The organism is Megasphaera lornae (assembly GCF_000214495.1).
Taxonomy (GTDB): Bacteria; Bacillota; Negativicutes; order Veillonellales; family Megasphaeraceae; genus Megasphaera; species Megasphaera lornae.
The window spans coordinates 55,398-74,057 of sequence record NZ_AFIJ01000038.1; the positions used below are offsets into that span (position 1 = coordinate 55,398).

Consider the following 18,660-nt stretch of genomic DNA (forward strand, 5'->3'; position numbering starts at 1 on the left):
GTGCACTGCGGAAGTTCACGCCCGAGGCGGTTTTGTATGATGACATACGTCGCTTACACCACCGTATCGAATATAAACAGCATACACGGCATGGTAACCAACGCCAATACGGTCGATACGACGCAAAGCTCGGCCGCATACGGCGCATCTTGCCGATAAAATTCCGCCAACGAGGTCACGACTGCGGCGGCCGGCGTAATAGAGGCAATAAATACGGTCATTAAAATATGTTTCCCGTCCGGCACATACGACGTCGCATGGACCGCCGCAAAAATCACAATTAATACGGCCGGGTATACCAATAATCGCCATAAAGCCTGCTTATAATTCCGAAGGTTCAAAAAAACGGTCTTTATGTTCTTTTCTGCAATGGCAATTCCCGTAATCAACATTCCCACAGGACCGATCGTAGAACCTACCATGTTCATGGTGTCATCAATAACTGCCGGAATATGTATCTTCATAAGAAATAAAATCGCCCCGATAACAATAGCAATAATATTGATGTTCGTAATAATCCCGCGAATATTAATGGCGCCGCTGCCGCTCATTAAATAACTGCCGTGCGTCCATAATAACAACAATTGCACCGCCATATACGTACAGGGATAAATAACATATTGAGGCCCTAAAATTTCCGTTACCAACGGAAAGACCAGAATGCCCGCATTCGTATAAATTAAAGACGCCTGTTCCACGACCTGCAACTGCAACGGTTTACGCAAAACGGCCGTAAACAGAATAAAAATAATATGCACCCCTACGGCCGCAATAAACGCAAAAAAGAGCCCCTTTTCCACCGCCGGAGAAGCATGCAGTTGAAAGGAATGAATAATGACGCAGGGCAAAATAATATATACCAGCAACACAGATAATACATGCCCGGCCGCGGGGGTCAATTTTCTTGTTTTGATTAAACAAAATCCCATAAGGAGAATAAGAAACAATTTTATAATTGCCACTAATAAAATAAGGCTGACAGCCATTCTCTTTCCTCCGTCCTTTCTTATAAAAAGTTATTCATAACGATATTGCCGGCTATCTTTTATTTTCCTGATTTCCCCGTGTTGTACCAAATACTCGATATGTGCCAACGCTTCTCCCAACGCAAACCATTTTTGGGTCGGCGGAAAAGCCGACCAGGACAAGCCCCGCATGGACCAGGCCATTTGCCCGGCAATATCAAAGGCCGTACTTCCCGGATACAGGCGAATAAGCCGCATCACTTCTTCCAATCGTTGCCCATGGTGACGGCGTAATTCCTGAATACGTTCTTTAATCGACGCTCTTCCTTTCCGATGGCCCGGTAAGGCCGCCGCTACCGGCAGATCCCGAAGGGCTTGTAAGCTTTTAAGATATTCTTCCAAGGCATTGCTCATATTGGACCAAATCTGAATATTAGGCGTAATATCAAATAAAATATGATCGCTTGTAAAGAGAATCTCCTGTTGCGGTAAATATAAGCAACATTGCCCCTTCGTATGGCCGGGCGTATGAATAACATACCACTCCTCATCCGCCAACCGCAGCCGCTGTCCGTGATGTACCCGGTGCACACGGAAATCGACACGGGGTGAATACGCGCGTGCATAATTGGAAAATTGCGTTTGTATATCCGTCGCCGGCATCCCTTCCCGCATAAATCGCACTTCCGCGTTCCGCCATACTTCCCCCGACTCGGCCGCCGCTAAAAAGTCATAATCGTCCCCCTGCATATAAATCGGACAACCGGCCTGTGAAAAAAGATGCACCAAACCGGTATGAGCCGCATGAAGGTGTGTCAAAAACAAATCCGTTCGTCGTAAATCCACCTGCAAGGCTTGTAAGCCGCCGCATAAATCGCTGCGGCAAATAGGTAAATTAAAGCCTGTATCAATTACTAAATTCCGCGTTTTTCCTTTAATAACATATGAATTCAAGTACTGCAGCGGATTATGCGGCAACGTCACTTCTATTCGGTAAATATCCGGTTTTGCATGTAATTTCTCAATCATCTCTTCCCTCCCCTTTACGCCGCCGGTTTCGCCCCGTCTCCGGACAGCATAATACAAGGCTGTTTGTAATGCGTTACGATTACAAACAGCCTCCTTAATTGTATATCTCCGATTATTCCCGCTTTTTTTTCGGATTGAAACGATTCATGCCTTTATCCACGCCCAATTCCAAACATCCTTTAATCGCCGCTACCGCCGCAGCCACGCCTTCCTGAAATGCGGGCAATACATCCGGCGTAAACGGCGCCAGTACATGATCGACTACCGACCATTGCGGTAACGGTCTGCCTATGCCGATGCGAAAGCGAATAAACTCCGTGCACCCGTTTGCAAAAATGCTTTTAATCCCATTATGTCCGCCGTCACTGCCGCTTTTTCGAATCCGCAGCCGTCCGACCGGCAAATCCATATCGTCATAGACGATATACACTTGCGGCTCCGCCAATTTATACCAACGCATTAAAGGCCCTACGGCACGTCCGCTGTCATTCATATACGTTTGCGGTTTTACCAGTAAAATCGTTTCGCCGCGAAAAGAAACGGAAGCCACTAAGGCCGCCATTTTTTGCTGCCATCGGTCAGCGCCCATATCGGCGGCTAACGCATCTACCGTCATAAATCCGGTATTATGCTTCGTGTTTTCATATTCTCGACCGGGATTCCCCAGTCCTACTATCATATGCACTGCGACCCTGCCTTATTTATCAAATAATTCACTCACGGAAACTTCCCTGAAAATACGGGTAATAGCTTCTCCCAACAAGGGAGCCACCGATAAAACCTTGATTTTATCAATCTTCTTATCTTCCGGTAACGGAATCGTATTGGTAATAATGAGTTCCGAAATAACGGAATTTTTAATCCGTTCCACTGCCGGGTCCGTCAATACGGCATGTGCACAAGCGGCAATAACGCAAGAAGCGCCCAACTCTTTCAAGGCTTTGGCGCCGCCGCACAACGATCCCGCCGTGTCCACAATATCGTCAATAATAATACAGGTTTTTCCTTTTATATCGCCAATGACGTTCATGACTTCCGCCACTCCCGGACGGGGACGTCTTTTTTCTATAATCGCAATGGGGGCATTCAGTCGATCGGCCAAATCTCTGGCTCGCGTTACGCCGCCCAAGTCGGGAGAAACCACGACAATATTTTCCAATTCGTGCGCTTCCACTTTTTGTTGTAAATATTTTGCCATAATAGAAGCGGAACCCAAATGATCCACCGGTACATCAAAAAATCCTTGAATTTGTCCGGCATGTAAATCCATCGTCACTAACCGCGTAATGCCGGCAGTGGTCATTAAATCCGCCACCAGCTTGGACGTAATCGGTTCCCGTCCCCGCGTTTTTCTGTCTTGCCGCGCATAGCCGTAATACGGGACTACCGCCGTAATATGTTTTGCCGAAGCGCGCTTTAAGGCATCCGCCATAATCAAGAGTTCCATCAACGTATCATTTGCCGGTTGACAGGTCGGCTGAATAACAAACACATCCTTGCCGCGAACGCTTTCATCAATCATCACTTGAATTTCGCCGTTATTAAACTTCCCGACAAAGGCTTTTCCCAGTTCCAAATCCAAACAATCCGCAATTTCTTTTGCCAACTGCGGATTGGCATTACCTGTAAAAATTTTCAACTTTTTTCCGTCTTCGTTACTCATGATGAGCCTCCCTACTTGATCCGGTAATAAAAAACGCTTGCTGCACTACCTCAATTTATACTGACGCCGCTGCCCTACTTTTTATACGTAGCCTCCGTAACCCAAGCGGCAATATTTTTTTGCCGCTTTCTGCCGATACTCAAAGCCTTCGGCGGGACATCTTCGGTAATCGTGGAGCCGGCCGCGACAAAGGCATACGCGCCTACGTTTACAGGTGCCACTAAATTACTGTTACACCCGACAAACGCATGCTCGCCGATAACGGTACGATGTTTTACACGTCCGTCAAAATTAACAGTAATAGTACCGCACCCTATATTGACATTCGCGCCCACATCGCTGTCCCCTATATAACTTAAATGCGGCAACTTCGCGCCATCACCGATATGCGAATTTTTAACTTCCATATAGTTTCCCACTTTCACGTGGTTGCCGATAACCGTTTGCGGGCGAAAATGTGCAAACGGTCCCACTTCACACGCATTGCCGATTTCACAATCGTGCGCATACGTAAACTGCAAGTGATTGTCGTTCCCCATATGTACATTCGTTAACCGCACATACGGCCCTACTTGACAATTTTCCCCAATACGCGTTTCGCCTTCCAGTACGGTCCCGGGATACAACACCGTATCGGGCCCGATCCGGACTCCCGCATCCACATACGTAGTATCCGGATCGATGACGGTTACCCCGTTTTCCATCAGCCGCTGCAAGGTTCGCCGCCGCAGGACTTTTTCCGCTTGCGCCAACTGGATACGGGAATTAACGCCCATCGTTTCTTCATAATCCGCCGCCGCAAATGCCCCGACTTTCGCCCCGCTTGCCACCAGTAAAGAAATTACATCCGTCAAATAATATTCACCCTGGGCATTATGATTCGTTATCGTATGCAGTAACGGCCATAACATAGGCAAGTTGAAGCAATATATGCCGGCATTGACTTCGGTCACGGCCAATTCTTCCGGTAACCCGTCCTTTTGCTCTACGATTTTAATGACTTGTCCGTCGGCATTCCGAATAATTCTTCCATAGCCTGTCGGATCCGGCATATTCGTCGTTAAAATAGTTGCCGCCGCCTGCGTCTCCTCATGATATGCCAATAACCGTCGAAAAGTAGACGCCTGTATCAGCGGTGTATCGCCGCACGTTACCAACAATACGCCCGTAGTGTTCGGCAACAAAGATTCCGCCTGTAACACGGCATGCCCGGTGCCCAATTGTTCCGTTTGCACTACCGTTTCCGCCTGCTGTGCAAGATACGAGACAACCGCTTCCCCGCCAAATCCGGTGACTACAATTTGCCGCTCCGTGCCCGCCTCTTTTACAGCCTGCAGGACGTGTCCCACCATCGGAACTCCGCCGACTTTATGTAATACTTTCGGAAGTTTTGATTTCATCCGCGTACCTTTTCCTGCCGCTAAAATCAGTGCCACTATTTTATTCATTCAGTACTGCCTCCCTGAATTTATCAACTATTCCTTTTTAGGATAACACAAACAGCAAAGAAAATACATATATTTCCAAAAACTTTCTCTTGCCGGAAAATAAAAAGAAGGAGCGTATGCCGCTCCCCTTCTTTTTATTTTCCGAATCCATACGTTTCCTGTATATAGCTTATAACACGTGTACCACTACATTGCGACGACCGAACCGCAGTGCTTCCCGATTCGAATCCATCCCCAAATCAATTCGTTTTCCTACTATGGCGCCGCCCGTATCATCCGCAACCGCATACCCGTATCCTTCAATATATAATTTAGTCCCCAACGGAATAATAGAAGGATCCACAGAGACAATACCGCGTTTCAATCGATGCCCGCGCGCTGTAATTCCCGTATTTCCCGGGTCTTGCGCCGAATATGCCGTAGCATGCATGATCATACGTCGTTTTCCCCATATATTTTGTGCCGAATTGTTTGTTTTCTTTTTACCGGTTTCCGCCAATGCTGTTAACGTACGCGTACCTACAACCCCATCGGCATCCAATCCTTTGGCCGCTTGGAACCGCGTCACCGCATCCCGCGTTGCCGCACCGAATACGCCGTCGGCACCGTCCGATAAATACCCGGCATCAATCAGCATATATTGTAATCGCTGTACGGCCGCCCCGCTCATGCCCATTTCCATATTCGCACAGACTAAAGACGAACAGGCAAAAACAAAAACCATGGTAAATAGAAGCAATATACGTTTCCTCAAAAAACCACCTCACTACAAAGTATAGTATATTCCGAATGATTATTGACATAAGTAAATGTTACAAGTCGGATTATACCAAAGATCGGCGGATAAGTCAAAATTTTGGCTTTTTATGCGTTTATTTTTATGTTTTTATTCCATTTTCTATTTCGTTCGAAGCTATATGCTCCGCTTATTTTCAGTATTTTATTTTATTTTATTATGACCAGCTATTATTTTTTATAATTATTATGCATTTTTAGGTTCCGATAACTCTACTAAGTTGCGAATATTTTCCGCCGCTTCCACAGAATCTGTCAACACATAAATATAGTCTCCCGCATACAAGCGCGTATCAAAATCAGGCAATACTTCGCCGCTGCTGCGTTTAATGTCAATCAGTACGACATGCTTCGGCCAGGCAATACGACGAATATACTTGCCGTCTACGGGACTACCGCTGGCCACCGTTAATTCCATCAAATTGCGCCGCTCGGAAGGGGGAATCTCCGGCTTGCTTTTTGCTAAAGAACGATGTAACAACGTATCATAAATGGGTTCTCCCTTTAATACTTGCGACACCACCAAGGCGACCATCGAAGCTGTACACAACACCAATAAATGTTCGTATGAACCGGTCATTTCCATAATCAAAATTGTGCCCGTAATGGGGGACTGTACGGAAGCTGCAAAAAAAGCCGCCATGGAAATGACAATAATGTTCGAAAAATAGTAGGAAGAAATGATGCCGAAATGAATAAAAATAATACCGGTCACACCGCCCATCAATGCCCCCAAAACCAACATGGGAAGAAAAAATCCCCCCGGCACACCGCATCCGTAGCTGACTAAAGTAAACAATAATTTAACTGCCAGTAACGCAACAAACAACTGTAGTGATAAGGGCATCGCGTGCAGCTGATTAATCAACTCATTACCGCCCCCCAAGACTTGCGGAAACACATAGCCCAAAACACCGGCCGTACAAAGCGCAAATGCAATGCGCATGTACCCATTGCGAAAGATAGGCAATTCATAAAAAAGATGCGTATTTAAAAGACAGGCATTAAAAATCCGGCCTCCTATTCCGATAATAACTCCTAAAATTACGGCGATCCAAATATAGGACAAGGGTAACACCGGTAAGGTGCCGAAATGAAAAATGGTTTCTCTCCCGAACACCAACCGACATACGGCGGTCGACAATAAAGCGGCGGCCATTGCCGGAGCCAATACGGCGCCGGAAAAGTTGCGATGCAATTCCTCCAGTGCAAATACGACGCCGGCCAAAGGCGCATTAAACGCGGCCGCCAAGCCGGCACTGGCCCCGGCCGTGATCAAATATCGTTCTTCCATACGCGTGCGTCGTAACCCGCGACTCAATCCTTGTGCCGCCACGGCGCCGATTTGAATGGACGGGCCTTCCCGTCCTAATGACAACCCCAAGCCGATACCCACAATGCCGCTCACCAGTTTTACCCACAGAATACGAAACCAGCGCATGCGCACGGCCCCTAAAATCACGCCTTTTACCTGCGGAATCCCGCTGCCGCCGGCATTCGGCTCATATACGCCTAACCGCCAAAGCAGCCCCGCCGCTCCCAACAACCCCATGAACCAGACGACATTGATCCCCAATGAACCGTTTATTAATACATGCGCATACAAATATTCCCGATATATTGTGCCGTGTTCCAATAAAAATCTAAATAAACTGATAATGCTTCCCGAGGCGATACCCACAAAAATGCCTTCTAAAAATAACCGCAATCGAAACCGCGGCCAATGACTCAATACTTCAATCGCCGAAATTAATTGTTTATTCACTTGCATAGTCTTTTCACTCCTCGTACTATACTGAGGTCATTATAGCATAGGTTTTCTTGTGAAGCATATATTTTACTTTTTTTAAAGGAAACGCCCTATCTATAAGAGAATTATTATATAATACATCTATAATATTTTTCCGCATAAAGGAGGGTATATATGAACCCACCCAATTCTATTCCTTTTTCTATTTCCGAAGCCGTACGTCAAATGCTTCCCTATATCATGGAAATGAGAGAATATTTCCATGCCCATCCCGAACCGGGCGGCCGGGAATTCGACACTTGTAAAACCGTCTTTCAAGAACTCTCTCTCATGGGTGTACAGGAAGTAAAAATCATTGCCGGAACCGGTGTAACAGGCCTCATTCACGGAGCACTTCCCGGACCGCTTCTCTTGTTACGCGCCGCAATAGATGCGCAGCGGATTAAAGAAACCCACCCTTGTGCCTATGCGTCTTTAACAGAAGGCTTGATGCACGCCGCCGGTCATGACGGAGAAACTGCCGTGCTGCTGGGTATTGCCAAAATTCTTTGTAAACATCGACAAACAGTACAGGGAACCGTTCGTTTGGTCTTTGAACCGGCAGTGTCCGCAACCGGCAAAGCAGCGGAAATGATCGACGCCGGCATCCTGCATGCCCCCCGTCCGGACATGGCGCTTACCTGCCATTGGAACGGCAATCTGCCGTTGGAAACCGTAGCCTTTCGGGCGGGACACATCTCCCCCTGCGGAGATGAAATTACGCTGACAGTGAAGCGGGAGCCTACGGCGCTCGCCCCTTCCTTAAATCCCTTATGGGTCGGTACGCGACTCGTATGTAAAATTTACGATACCTTAGCCGCGCACCGACAACTACCTGCCGATACCCTTATCTTCAACCAAGTTGACGGCGGCACCTCCCCCGCCATACTGCCGGAATCCGTAACGTGGAAAGGTATCCTGCGAACCCCTTCTCCTACAGTTCGTCAACATATTTTGCAACGTATGGAAACCTTGTGCCGAGACGGGGAACAATCCCCTCTCCTGTCTGTCCGTCTGCTGAATCGCCCCCTCGCACCGCCACTGGAAAATACGCCCCTCTTATGTAAATTAGCCCATAAAATCTGGCATACACATGCCCCTCATCTCCGGGTGTCCGCCGCTATGGATTCCCGTCGGCTCGATGATTTTTCCTATATTGCCGCTCGCATTCCCGCCTTTACCTTTGATGCGGGAATATATACCCGAACCCCCATGCCCATCGACTCCCGCCTCTTTATATGGGACAGCGACATCTTAAAATCACTTTGCCTTACGCAACTCACCTTAGTACTTCATCTGCCCCGTTATTTTCATGACCGAAAATAACGCCGCCGCTCCGTCAATGCCCGGCGATAAAGAAACAACCCGGCCAACGTACTGTCCGGAATCGTATTTTTATATGTATATAAAGAAAAGAGACCTGAAAAGGTCTCTTTTCTTCTATCCGCACCCTACACGGCTACCTTATTTGGCGAAAAGTATCGGAAGAATCGTATTTCGTTTTCTAAAACCGCCGGTTTCTCTTCCTTTTATGGCCGGTTTTAGTCGTTCGCAATACGCCGCCCGCTACTCGCCTACAGCAGATTGAATACGCCCTTTTTCGATTTCAAACAACTGTATGGGCGTGTTTTTTGGCGTATCTTCCCGCTGCACTGCCAGCGCCAACTCTTTTGTGGCCTGCGAACAAGTAAATAAAAAAATTTGTTCCTTTTCTCCCATTTCCGCTAAAAAACGCAATGCTTCCTTTTGGCGTTCTTCATCAAACCGCACTAAAATATCATCCAAAATAATCGGCATCGGTTCTAATTGCTTAGAAAACGCGGCCGCTAAACTAATCCGAATCGCCAAATAGATTTGATCTCCCAAACCGCTGCTCCATTGTTTTTCCGGAATCCGATGCTGAGATTCATCTACCGCATACAACTGTTTGCCGTCAAAACTGGCTTGTAACGTATAGCGACCGGCCGTCATTCGTTGCAAATACGTACCCGCCTGTCGAATAACCAAGGGCTGACGGACTCGCTCATAATAGGCTTGCGCTTCTCCCAACATGTATTCGGCAAACATATACACCAGCCACCGGTCCACTTGTTGATCCAATTCGGCTTGTCGTATTTGCCGCTTTTGTAAAATGCGGGAGGACTCTTCATTTTTAGCCATTTGACTCAAACGTTCTACAATGCTTCCCCGTTTTTCCGCTACTTCCCTTATTTTTTTTCAATTTCCTTAATTTTTCGTTCATAATACGCCTTTTCTTCTGTCCAGTTTTTCATCGTATGGACTTGTAATTCATGGCGTAATTCTTTTAATATTTGCGGCGTTTTAGCCAATAAGCGAAGATGCGCCTCCGATTGTTCATATACTTCTTTATATTGACAAAATTGCTTATATTTCAATACTTTACTACGAAATTCTCCTTCAGTTTTTACGCCTGCACGGAGCAATACTTGTTCCTGTTGTGCTTCTTGTTCTTGCAATTTTTTTTGTAACTGTATTAATTGTTCCCGTTGCAACGCCAATTGTCGATCCTGTTCTCGCGCCACTTCTCCCTGCACATGAATCTCCTGCCACTGTTTATATGCGGCAACCGCCCCGGTAAAAGACGCCTCCTGTTGAATGCCGATTTCTCGAAATAATTGCTCCGTTTCATCTTGCCAATGCCGTAAACGCTGTTGAATTTCCTGCTTCTTTATTTGCCACTCCTGCTGTTCCGTTACTAAACGTCGCCAGGTTTTCCACGCCTGTTCTGCTTCTTGCCGCTTATGTACGGGCAACGCGACAAAACCGTACGTTCCGCACCATTGTTCCCAACTTTTTTCGCTGTCGGCAAGGCGGGTCTTAATCGCCGCCCCTTCTTGTCGCCATTTTTCTACCAAAGCGGCATACATAGCCTGTTGCTCTTTTTCCCATTCATTTTTTAGAAGCTTTCGTTCGCCAATATACATACGCCGTACGAATTTCATCCAACGCTTGTCGCCACTGCTCATTGGATGCCGTAACAGCAAGGTCTACGGCCGCCTCTTTCCGAAGCACCGCCATCCGACCTTCCAAACCGGCCAAGGCAAGCTGTAAATCCGCCGCCTTCGGCCCCCGCCGTTTACGCCCGTACTGCAGAAAACAAAGCACGGCCGCTATTGCCGCGCCGTATATTGCCGGGGAAAAATGAAAAACCCCCGCCATACTGCTCCCCGCCAGCGCAATCGTCACTATACTCCATACTGCACCCGCCCATAACACAGCTTTGCCGGAAGTCGCGGGTATACCCTGTAAACAGGTCATTTGCACTTGTATTTTTTCCCGTTCCCGAATGATATCTTGCAACGCCGAGACCGCTTCATCTCGCTTTTTCCAGCTTTCTTCCGTATCCGCATCCGCCGCGACATTCCCGCACGCTTTGACCTGCTGAAGAGCCTTCGGCTTACCGGCTTGCCAGGTTTCCCATTCATGCCTGCCTTGTTCGTATTTTTTATACAGGGCCGCAGCTTCTTCCCACGGAACTGCCGCCGCAATCGTGTCCCCGGTCCACGGCTGTAAAAGAGCGATAACTTTTTTCAACGACTGCCGCCGTATACGATCCGCCTCTTCCTGTTGCCGCAATTCCTCACACTGCTGCCGCCATTCCGCCGTATGACTATATATTTCTTCCAACTTGTCGGCGCCGATTTCCCAGCGTTTCCACTCCGGACAATATGCAGGCTCTTTTTTACATTGTTCCCGCAGCTGCGCTTCCTCTTCCTGCAACCGTTTAATTTCTTTTTCCCGCGCTTGCCACTGTTCCGCTTCCGACTGTGAAAACTGCGCCACATCGGCCAATTCCCGCATTTTTTTTAATGCCTCTTGTTCCCGCCGATATACTTCCCAAGCCGCAATGGATAAGGCCGCTTTTTCCATTTGTAACCGGGTTTCTTCCCGCTCCAATCGCAATCGATTTTCCGTCGTATGGGTTTTTTCTTCCCACTCCTGTAATTGCGCGAATTCCTCTTCATCATAGGATAACTGCTGAATTTTATGCGAAAACTCTTTCTGTTCCTGCAATAACACATTAATCGGCTTTTTTCCCTGCGGCGAGGCTACTAAAAGTTCTCCCATCAAACGGGAAATATCCCGTCGTGTAACTCCCATACGTACGCCGCCTTCAATACTGAAAAAATGACTGCGCACTTCTTCATTGGATAAAATTTTAAATCCTTGCAAATCTTCCAAGCCGATAGCAAAAATTTTATCATAGGTTTGTCTGTCTAAGCCGTGCCACCATAGATTTGCCGGCTCTTCATGGAGTATTTCTTCTCTATCACATATATACGATTCCTTTTCATTTCGATAAATACGATATTCTCTACCGTTATGACGCCGAATATCCATATGTCCGAAAAAACCGCGCCATTCACCTCTGCCATACCCGAAAAACATGGACCGGACATACTTCATTAACGTGGTCTTACCGCTTTCATTGCGACCGTGCATAACAATCAGGCCTTTTTCAGGCGGTTGCCATTCGACATTATGATAGATTCCGAAATCGTCTAAATTCATTTGTATAATTTTCATATGATTTATCCTTTCCTATCCTCCATAAGTCGCTGCATACCCAGCCATTTGGCTTTTTCAAAAGCTTCCGACAAGCGCGCTGCGGAAATATCTCGGCCATAATTGCCCAAGCGATCGGCTTCTCCCCGTTGCAAGAAGATTTGCCGCAAAGCCTTAATTTTTTCTTCCTCGTCCAAGGCTTCCAATTGCGCCGCAATATTTAAATAATCCCCTACTGTATCGGGCAATTGACTGCGTTCCGCCGGGTTTATTTTAGGACGGGCTAAATTCCGCAAACGTTCCACCATCACAAAGGCATACTTTCCGCGCTCTTCTTCCCGCCAACCTTCCAGCCAGTACTGTGTCGCCTCCGAATTATTAATCACATGATATAAACTGCCGGAACCGATAAAATGAATGTCCAAAAACGTCGGCTTCCCAATCTCTTTCCGTATTTTTTCCTTAGTAAAGCGAACGGATTCGCGTAATTCCGACACCGATTCCAAGCCGTCCAAAGAAATATCCGCTTGTTCCCAACGTACAATACTCGTATCTAAAAAAGTCAGCGTAGCGGTCCCGTACGGACCGACTTCCACATAATAACACCCGCGCGGGCCGATTTCCGTACAATCCAATCCCTGCGGATTCCCGGCATACACAATATACGGCTGTTCCTGTAAAATTTGTCGCTTATGCACATGACCTAATGCCCAATAATCCATGCCGCTTTCCTTTAAATCTTGTATCGTGCAGGGCGCATAGGCGGAGTGTGTGCCGCCTACTTGTGTATGCAATAATCCGATAGCATATTTATCTGCAGCACTTCTTCTAAAATTCCTTGCCAAATTTTCCCGTTGTTCCGCTTTGGCATAACTTTGTCCATATATCGCCGCCACTTCCTCGCCATCCACACACAGCGGCACCCGTTCCGCTTTTTCCGTTCCGAATACATGCACATTCGCCGGTAGAGGAATTTTAGCTTGCCAGGCATCTTGCGGATCATGATTTCCCAATACTGCAAACACCTGTATCCCGTGCTGTGCCAATTTATGCAATAATCGTACATAATCCAATTGAGCGGTCAAATTATGTTCCCGACTCGTATATACATCGCCGGTAATAAGCACGGCATGCACATTTTTTTCAATCGCCAACTGCACAATTTTTTGAAACGCCCGCACCGGCGCTTGGCCTATACTGCGACGCCACCGTTCATCCACAAACGCCAAATCATGAAAAGGGCTTCCTAAATGAAGATCGCCGCATTGAATAAATCGTAAACTTTCAGACATGATTATTTCCCCTTTCATTCCAAGCTTGATACAAGGCTTGTACTGCATCAAACAACCGCGAAGCGGGTATTTTGGTAAACGATAAAAGAAATTCCCGCTTATCTTCTACCGCCGGGGTTTCATAAAACAACTGTACGGGCAATACGCGGCACCCTTGTTGCGCCGCCGCCTCTACCAACTCCCGCGTACTTCTCGACGAGCGTATATGTACATGGCAATAAACCCCGGAAACCACCGGTCGCACATGTACCGCATCTCCGAATGCGCGTCGCAACAGGCCTTCCAATTGATTACCTTTAACCTGATAACTTTTTCTCAATCGCCGTACTTGCCGATTCAGTTCCCCCGTCGAAATATAGGTTGCCAATACACATTGTTCCGGAACAGAGGCACCTTGCCGAAATAGGCTGATATGCTCTTGGTACACTCGCCATAACCGCGCCGGTAACACCATATAACTTACGCGCACAAAAAACGGCAATATTTTCGATAAGGACCCCATATACACGACATGTTCTCCCCCGTCCAATCCTTGTAATGCCGGAACGGGACGGCCGTAGTATCGGAGTTCGCTGTCATAATCATCTTCAATAATAATGCCTTTTCGCTCTTTTATCCACGCAATCAATCGATGGCGCACATCGGCCATCATCACCGCCCCCGTCGGAAATTGATGCGAAGGGCTGATATATAATACTTGTGCCCGACTATGCTGTAACGCATCAATATCCAAGATTCCCCGCTCCACAGAAACAGGAAAAATCGTATATCCGGCACTTCTGAAAACTTCTCTCCCTAAGCGAAATCCCGGATTTTCTACAGCAATTTCCGAATACTCCGCCTTCAATATGGTGGTCAAAATCCGCAGCAACGCCGTAGTGCCGGCAGCAATGACAATATGTTCCGGCCGGGCCTGCACGCCACGGGTTTCATATATATATTTACTTAGTGCCGCACGTAATGCAGGCACGCCCTGCTCATCATCACAAGCGGCTAAATATACAGGATCCGCCAAAACCCGATTCATATATTTACGCCACAATCCCAAGGGAAACCCTTCCATATCCATATCGCCGCTGCCGAAATCATATAAGTATGTTTTTTTTTGCCACTGCGCCTGTCCCGGGTTCACCACCGTCAATTTATGACTGACGGCACGCTCCAAGTAGGTTACTTCATACCGCGCTTTATGATGCCGCAAAATATATCCTTCCGCAGCCAGCTGACGATACGCTTTTTCCACCGTCATTTTACTAACCTGAATACGTTCCGCCAATTCACGCACAGACGGTAACCGCACCCCGGCGGTTAACCGGCCTTGTTCAATTTCACAACGAAAATACTCATATATTTGCACGTAATACGGGGCACCCGCTTGTTTGTCAATTTGTAACATCCTGCTTCACGCCTTTATCTGTCGATACGTATGTGTCTATTGTAACGAAAAACACAGGAACTGAAAAGAGGCAAGGAGAGATGATTTTCACCGCTTTTTATTGTTAACTTTCTCGTTATTCGATAAGTTGATTTTACATGTAAATTCCAGTATAATGGCAAAGAGTTATTCGTCTGAAAAGGAGCTTATTATGAATTTTCAACATCTTCTTTCTTATACACAAAAAACCTTGGCCGGACAATCCGTTTCCCCGGAAGAAGCGTATGAACTCATTACGCTTCCGGCCGCCGATACGCCGTTATTACTGGCCATGGCCGATAAAATACGCAGACATTTTCACGATGACACCGTAGACTGTTGTGCCATTATCAACGGCCGTTCCGGAAAATGTCCGGAAAATTGTCGGTTTTGTGCGCAATCCGCCCATTATCAAACCGGCGTAACCGAATATCCTCTGGTAGATACGGATACCGTCATTGCCACCGCGCGCCGAGCCAAAGCTGCCGGCGCCGCCCGATTTGCCATTGTTACGAGCGGTCGCTCCGTGGCGGAAGGCGAAGAATTTGAATCGGTATTACACGCCCTTTCGTGCATAAAAAAAGAGGTCCATATGGAAACCTGCTGTTCCCTCGGCCTCATTACCCTGCGACAAGCGCAGGCCCTAAAAAAAGTGGGCATTTCCCGCTACCATGCCAATATAGAAACCGCCCCTTCTTTTTTTTCTTCCATCTGTACCACCCATACTTTTGCAGATAAAGCCGTCATGATCCGGACGGCACAACAAGCCGGTTTACGCGTTTGTTCCGGCGGTATATTCGGCTTGGGAGAAACGCCGCGGCAACGTATTGAAATGGCCTTTACGTTAAAAAAATTCGGCATAGATTCCGTGCCGCTCAATATTTTAAATCCCGTAGCCGGCACCCCTTTTGCTCGCAATAAACGCTTGCCGCCCTGGGAAATTCTCCGCACTTTTGCCGTTTTTCGCTATATTTTACCGCATGCCCTAATCCGAACGGCAGGCGGCAGGGAAGTAAATTTACGCGCTCTCCAGCCCTATGCGCTCACAGGCGGACTGAACGGCATCATGATCGGCGGCTACTTAACTACCGGCGGCAATGCCACCTCTACGGATCAACAAATGCTGCGTGATTTGGAACGCCCTTGCACTCAACCGGAAGTTTGATATTGCGCTCCCGCCGCCGATTGTGACAAAGCCGCCGCAACCGCCGCGCCGACCGCGGCGCCGTCTTGAATAAGTTGCGGCACTACACCGGATTCCTGCCCGCAAGTCGACGGTTCTTCGCCGCAAACGCGAAAAACATCTTCCATCATCCCCAAACTCCCGCGAACCCGGCCCATAATTCCCCCGGCAACCGCTACATTTTGCGCAGGCACATCGGCTTTGCCATACAAATGTCGTAAAATTCCCCACGCCGCCGCGCCGGCCAATTGAGCGGCACGCACAAAAATAGCCGCGCCTATACTCCGCAACGGATTGACATCATCCGGCAATATAATGCGATTCCACATACGACTCATATCCATTCGTCCATTGCGGCTGTACTCCGTGCTGATAACTTCATTCATGGCCCGAGTAGAAAAAGAGGGAATCGTTTCCGTATCAAAATACGAACATAATGTCCGTTGATAAATTTTACTCAAATAAGCACTGCTGACCATTTTGCCGAATAAATTTCGTCCGGGATTTCCGGAAGCCGCATCCACTTCCCAATCCCACGAGGTTCTTTCCACTTCGTTATAATCGCCGGCATGCACAGTAAGAATCATCTTCAACAACGGTTCAAAATACCCGATGTCAAACCCGTGGCCGCAAATAACCGCCAATCGCGTATTGTCATAGGTGTACGCCGCCGACAACAAGGTCGCCGCGGCATCATCCAAAATAGCCGCCGGCCGAATATTTTCCAACCCTTGCCGGGTTAACGCCTGATATAACCGCGCATTAATCGCCCGGCCCGCTTTTTTTCTGCCGCCTATTTTACGAGCCCAATGCCGCCAACGCCAATCACCGGACCGTTCATAATGTACGCTGAAAGAAAATGTATGGCCTAAAAGATACGCATAATTCCCACCGGCAACCGTCCCGATCAACGCGGCGACACAATCCAATACGGCATCGGTAATAAGCGGCTCCGGAGAACCTTCCGTACAGAGCGCCACGGACAATGTTTGAGAAATTTTCTTTTCAATAACATAGCCGCGTCGTCCCCATAACCGTACCCGAAATACACGCACCTTATGACCGTCAAATTCAACCGCTAAAAACACGCCGTTTTCACGGCCCGTCGGCAAGGGCAAATACGATTTCGAAAAGGGCAACCTGTTATTTTGATTATGTACCGCCAGGCTTAAATGCCCGGAAAAACGTTGCACTACACGTTGTAACTGTATATCCGTATAATAAAAATGTTGAGCAATTTTTTTCCAATCTTCCGGTGATCTGAACTCCATCAGCACGTCGCTCCCTCTTTTTTCTTTCTTATATTGTATCACGAAATATACAAATTTCATGCTTTTTTGTAAATTATTTACATTCATGATACAGCGGACGTCGCCTACACGTACCGCCCGCCATCCGCTTGACAAGGACACCGCGCCTTATTATAATAATAGCAGAATGAGACCGTGAGGCCGCATGAAGGGGTACACCACCGTGGGTGTAGTTTCTTTCGTGCGGTCTATTTTGTATAGAAAGGAGGAGCTTATGATTATTATCAACGGCGAAGCGATACCTGCCGAAACCTTATCTCTCACTGACTACTTAACGACGCACGGGCTGCGTCCGGAACGTATTGCCATTGAAAGAAACGGAGAAATCATTCCCCGTAAAACGTACGACCGAGTCACCCTGGTAGACGGCGACAAACTGGAAATCGTTCACTTTGTAGGCGGAGGCTGAAAATTTCACCTTTCTTACCAGTATCCATAAAAAATAAAAAGGAGTCTTTTATTATGAAGGCAAATGATACATTTCACTTAGGGGGACACGATTTTTCGTCCCGTTTTATTTTAGGATCCGGAAAATATTCGGTAAAACTCATTGAAGCGGCCGTAAAAGAGGCGGGGGCCGAAATTGTAACCATGGCCTTACGTCGTGCGGAAGCGGGAAATAAAGATAATATTCTGGATTTCATTCCCCAAGGCACTACCTTACTGCCCAACACTTCCGGCGCCAGAACCGCCGAAGAAGCCGTCCGCATTGCCCGCCTGTCCCGTGAATTGGGCTGTGGTGACTTTATTAAAATAGAAATTATGAAAGATTCAAAATACTTACTTCCCGATAATGCCGAAACGGTAAAAGCTACCGACATTTTAGCCAAAGAAGGCTTTGTCGTTTTACCGTATGTAACCCCCGATCTCTATACGGCACGCGATTTGGTCTGTGCCGGCGCAGCGGCGGTTATGCCCCTGGCGGCGCCTATCGGCACCAATAAAGGCTTGTGTACTAAAGAATTTATCCAAATTCTGATCAATGAAATTGATCTTCCTATTATTGTAGACGCCGGAATCGGACGTCCGTCCCAAGCCTGCGAAGCCATGGAAATGGGCGCGGCCGCGATTATGGCCAATACCGCTCTGGCCACCGCCGGGGATTTACAACTCATGGCACGTGCTTTTAAGAAAGCGATTGAAGCAGGACGCGCCGCGTATTTATCCGGACCGGGACAAGTTAGGGAAACTGCTTCCGCTTCCGATCCGTTAACCGGATTTTTAGGCGACTGAGGAGGGATTATC

General features: G+C 47.6%; 17 protein-coding genes. 4 read left to right on the top strand and 13 right to left on the bottom strand.

Going from position 1 to position 18,660, the window contains the following annotated elements; translation table 11 throughout:
* Positions 1–53: 53 nt before the first annotated feature.
* The 7 genes from HMPREF1039_RS06150 to HMPREF1039_RS06180 all read right to left on the bottom strand — a co-directional run bounded on the left by HMPREF1039_RS06150 (position 54) and on the right by HMPREF1039_RS06180 (position 7,671).
* The gene (locus tag HMPREF1039_RS06150; protein ID WP_007391552.1) at positions 54–986 is read right to left on the bottom strand and encodes an AEC family transporter; all 933 of its coding nucleotides are present in this window, start codon (positions 984–986) and stop codon (positions 54–56) included.
* A 30-nt stretch (positions 987–1,016) separates the two neighbouring features.
* Positions 1,017–1,994, bottom strand: a complete 978-nt coding sequence (locus tag HMPREF1039_RS06155; RefSeq protein ID WP_007391611.1) for an MBL fold metallo-hydrolase — start codon at positions 1,992–1,994, stop codon at positions 1,017–1,019.
* 112 nt (positions 1,995–2,106) lie between these two features.
* Positions 2,107–2,673, bottom strand: coding sequence for an aminoacyl-tRNA hydrolase (gene pth, locus HMPREF1039_RS06160; RefSeq protein WP_009381316.1), 567 nt, complete (start codon positions 2,671–2,673; stop codon positions 2,107–2,109).
* Positions 2,674–2,691: 18 nt separating this feature from the next.
* Positions 2,692–3,657, bottom strand: a complete 966-nt coding sequence (locus HMPREF1039_RS06165) for a ribose-phosphate diphosphokinase (RefSeq protein ID WP_007391545.1) — start codon at positions 3,655–3,657, stop codon at positions 2,692–2,694.
* Between the two features lie 74 nt (positions 3,658–3,731).
* A complete protein-coding gene (gene glmU / locus HMPREF1039_RS06170) occupies positions 3,732–5,105 on the bottom strand; it encodes a bifunctional UDP-N-acetylglucosamine diphosphorylase/glucosamine-1-phosphate N-acetyltransferase GlmU (protein WP_007391600.1) in 1,374 nt (457 codons plus the stop codon).
* Between the two features lie 169 nt (positions 5,106–5,274).
* A complete protein-coding gene (locus tag HMPREF1039_RS06175; RefSeq protein ID WP_007391601.1) occupies positions 5,275–5,829 on the bottom strand; it encodes a peptidoglycan-binding protein in 555 nt (184 codons plus the stop codon).
* Positions 5,830–6,087: 258 nt separating this feature from the next.
* Positions 6,088–7,671 (bottom strand): ClC family H(+)/Cl(-) exchange transporter, encoded by a 1,584-nt coding sequence (locus tag HMPREF1039_RS06180; RefSeq protein WP_007391606.1) that lies wholly within the window; start codon positions 7,669–7,671, stop codon positions 6,088–6,090.
* A 153-nt stretch (positions 7,672–7,824) separates the two neighbouring features.
* Here HMPREF1039_RS06180 and HMPREF1039_RS06185 point away from each other — a divergent pair, with 153 nt between their 5' ends.
* Entirely contained in the window at positions 7,825–9,015 is a 1,191-nt protein-coding gene (locus HMPREF1039_RS06185) for an amidohydrolase (RefSeq protein WP_007391530.1), read from the top strand.
* Positions 9,016–9,255: 240 nt separating this feature from the next.
* Here the strand turns inward: HMPREF1039_RS06185 and HMPREF1039_RS08400 are convergent, their stop codons facing one another.
* Genes HMPREF1039_RS08400 through pdxR form a run of 5 tightly spaced genes read right to left on the bottom strand, consistent with a single transcriptional unit; the run spans position 9,256 to position 14,904 of the window.
* Complete coding sequence (locus HMPREF1039_RS08400) at positions 9,256–9,849, bottom strand: ATP-binding protein (protein WP_235720037.1); 594 nt, start codon at positions 9,847–9,849, stop codon at positions 9,256–9,258.
* 47 nt (positions 9,850–9,896) lie between these two features.
* Complete coding sequence (locus HMPREF1039_RS08405; protein WP_235720038.1) at positions 9,897–10,652, bottom strand: AAA family ATPase; 756 nt, start codon at positions 10,650–10,652, stop codon at positions 9,897–9,899.
* The gene (locus HMPREF1039_RS08410) at positions 10,600–12,237 is read right to left on the bottom strand and encodes an ATP-binding protein (protein ID WP_007391554.1); all 1,638 of its coding nucleotides are present in this window, start codon (positions 12,235–12,237) and stop codon (positions 10,600–10,602) included. The genes HMPREF1039_RS08405 and HMPREF1039_RS08410 overlap by 53 nt, the downstream gene beginning before the upstream one ends.
* A gap of 5 nt (positions 12,238–12,242) precedes the next feature.
* Positions 12,243–13,508: a metallophosphoesterase family protein gene (locus HMPREF1039_RS06205; protein WP_007391517.1), complete on the bottom strand. Its 1,266-nt coding sequence runs from the start codon at positions 13,506–13,508 to the stop codon at positions 12,243–12,245.
* Complete coding sequence (pdxR, locus tag HMPREF1039_RS06210) at positions 13,501–14,904, bottom strand: MocR-like pyridoxine biosynthesis transcription factor PdxR (protein ID WP_007391548.1); 1,404 nt, start codon at positions 14,902–14,904, stop codon at positions 13,501–13,503. The genes HMPREF1039_RS06205 and pdxR overlap by 8 nt, the downstream gene beginning before the upstream one ends.
* A 190-nt stretch (positions 14,905–15,094) precedes the next feature.
* Here pdxR and bioB point away from each other — a divergent pair, with 190 nt between their 5' ends.
* Complete coding sequence (gene bioB, locus HMPREF1039_RS06215; protein WP_007391542.1) at positions 15,095–16,087, top strand: biotin synthase BioB; 993 nt, start codon at positions 15,095–15,097, stop codon at positions 16,085–16,087.
* On the opposite strand, the gene HMPREF1039_RS06220 is transcribed toward bioB, so the two are convergent.
* The gene (locus HMPREF1039_RS06220) at positions 16,072–17,376 is read right to left on the bottom strand and encodes a hexokinase family protein (protein WP_071585848.1); all 1,305 of its coding nucleotides are present in this window, start codon (positions 17,374–17,376) and stop codon (positions 16,072–16,074) included. The two genes, bioB and HMPREF1039_RS06220, sit on opposite strands and share 16 nt — an antisense overlap.
* Before the next feature lie 253 nt (positions 17,377–17,629).
* Here HMPREF1039_RS06220 and thiS point away from each other — a divergent pair, with 253 nt between their 5' ends.
* Positions 17,630–17,824, top strand: coding sequence for a sulfur carrier protein ThiS (gene thiS / locus HMPREF1039_RS06225; RefSeq protein ID WP_007391578.1), 195 nt, complete (start codon positions 17,630–17,632; stop codon positions 17,822–17,824).
* Positions 17,825–17,877: 53 nt separating this feature from the next.
* A complete protein-coding gene (locus HMPREF1039_RS06230; protein WP_007391585.1) occupies positions 17,878–18,648 on the top strand; it encodes a thiazole synthase in 771 nt (256 codons plus the stop codon).
* Positions 18,649–18,660 lie beyond the last annotated feature (12 nt).

Coding starts and splice junctions, on each gene's coding strand:
- HMPREF1039_RS06230 (WP_007391585.1), top strand. CDS start 17,878: ATGAAGGCAAATGATACATTTCACTTAGGGGGACACGATTTTTCGTCC.
- HMPREF1039_RS08410 (WP_007391554.1), bottom strand. CDS start 12,237: ATGAAAATTATACAAATGAATTTAGACGATTTCGGAATCTATCATAAT.
- pth (WP_009381316.1), bottom strand. CDS start 2,673: ATGATAGTAGGACTGGGGAATCCCGGTCGAGAATATGAAAACACGAAG.
- thiS (WP_007391578.1), top strand. CDS start 17,630: ATGATTATTATCAACGGCGAAGCGATACCTGCCGAAACCTTATCTCTC.
- pdxR (WP_007391548.1), bottom strand. CDS start 14,904: ATGTTACAAATTGACAAACAAGCGGGTGCCCCGTATTACGTGCAAATA.
- HMPREF1039_RS06155 (WP_007391611.1), bottom strand. CDS start 1,994: ATGATTGAGAAATTACATGCAAAACCGGATATTTACCGAATAGAAGTG.
- HMPREF1039_RS06220 (WP_071585848.1), bottom strand. CDS start 17,376: ATGGAGTTCAGATCACCGGAAGATTGGAAAAAAATTGCTCAACATTTT.
- HMPREF1039_RS06185 (WP_007391530.1), top strand. CDS start 7,825: ATGAACCCACCCAATTCTATTCCTTTTTCTATTTCCGAAGCCGTACGT.
- HMPREF1039_RS08405 (WP_235720038.1), bottom strand. CDS start 10,652: ATGAAATTCGTACGGCGTATGTATATTGGCGAACGAAAGCTTCTAAAA.
- glmU (WP_007391600.1), bottom strand. CDS start 5,105: ATGAATAAAATAGTGGCACTGATTTTAGCGGCAGGAAAAGGTACGCGG.
- HMPREF1039_RS06205 (WP_007391517.1), bottom strand. CDS start 13,508: ATGTCTGAAAGTTTACGATTTATTCAATGCGGCGATCTTCATTTAGGA.
- HMPREF1039_RS06175 (WP_007391601.1), bottom strand. CDS start 5,829: ATGGTTTTTGTTTTTGCCTGTTCGTCTTTAGTCTGTGCGAATATGGAA.
- HMPREF1039_RS06180 (WP_007391606.1), bottom strand. CDS start 7,671: ATGCAAGTGAATAAACAATTAATTTCGGCGATTGAAGTATTGAGTCAT.
- bioB (WP_007391542.1), top strand. CDS start 15,095: ATGAATTTTCAACATCTTCTTTCTTATACACAAAAAACCTTGGCCGGA.
- HMPREF1039_RS06150 (WP_007391552.1), bottom strand. CDS start 986: ATGGCTGTCAGCCTTATTTTATTAGTGGCAATTATAAAATTGTTTCTT.
- HMPREF1039_RS06165 (WP_007391545.1), bottom strand. CDS start 3,657: ATGAGTAACGAAGACGGAAAAAAGTTGAAAATTTTTACAGGTAATGCC.
- HMPREF1039_RS08400 (WP_235720037.1), bottom strand. CDS start 9,849: ATGGCTAAAAATGAAGAGTCCTCCCGCATTTTACAAAAGCGGCAAATA.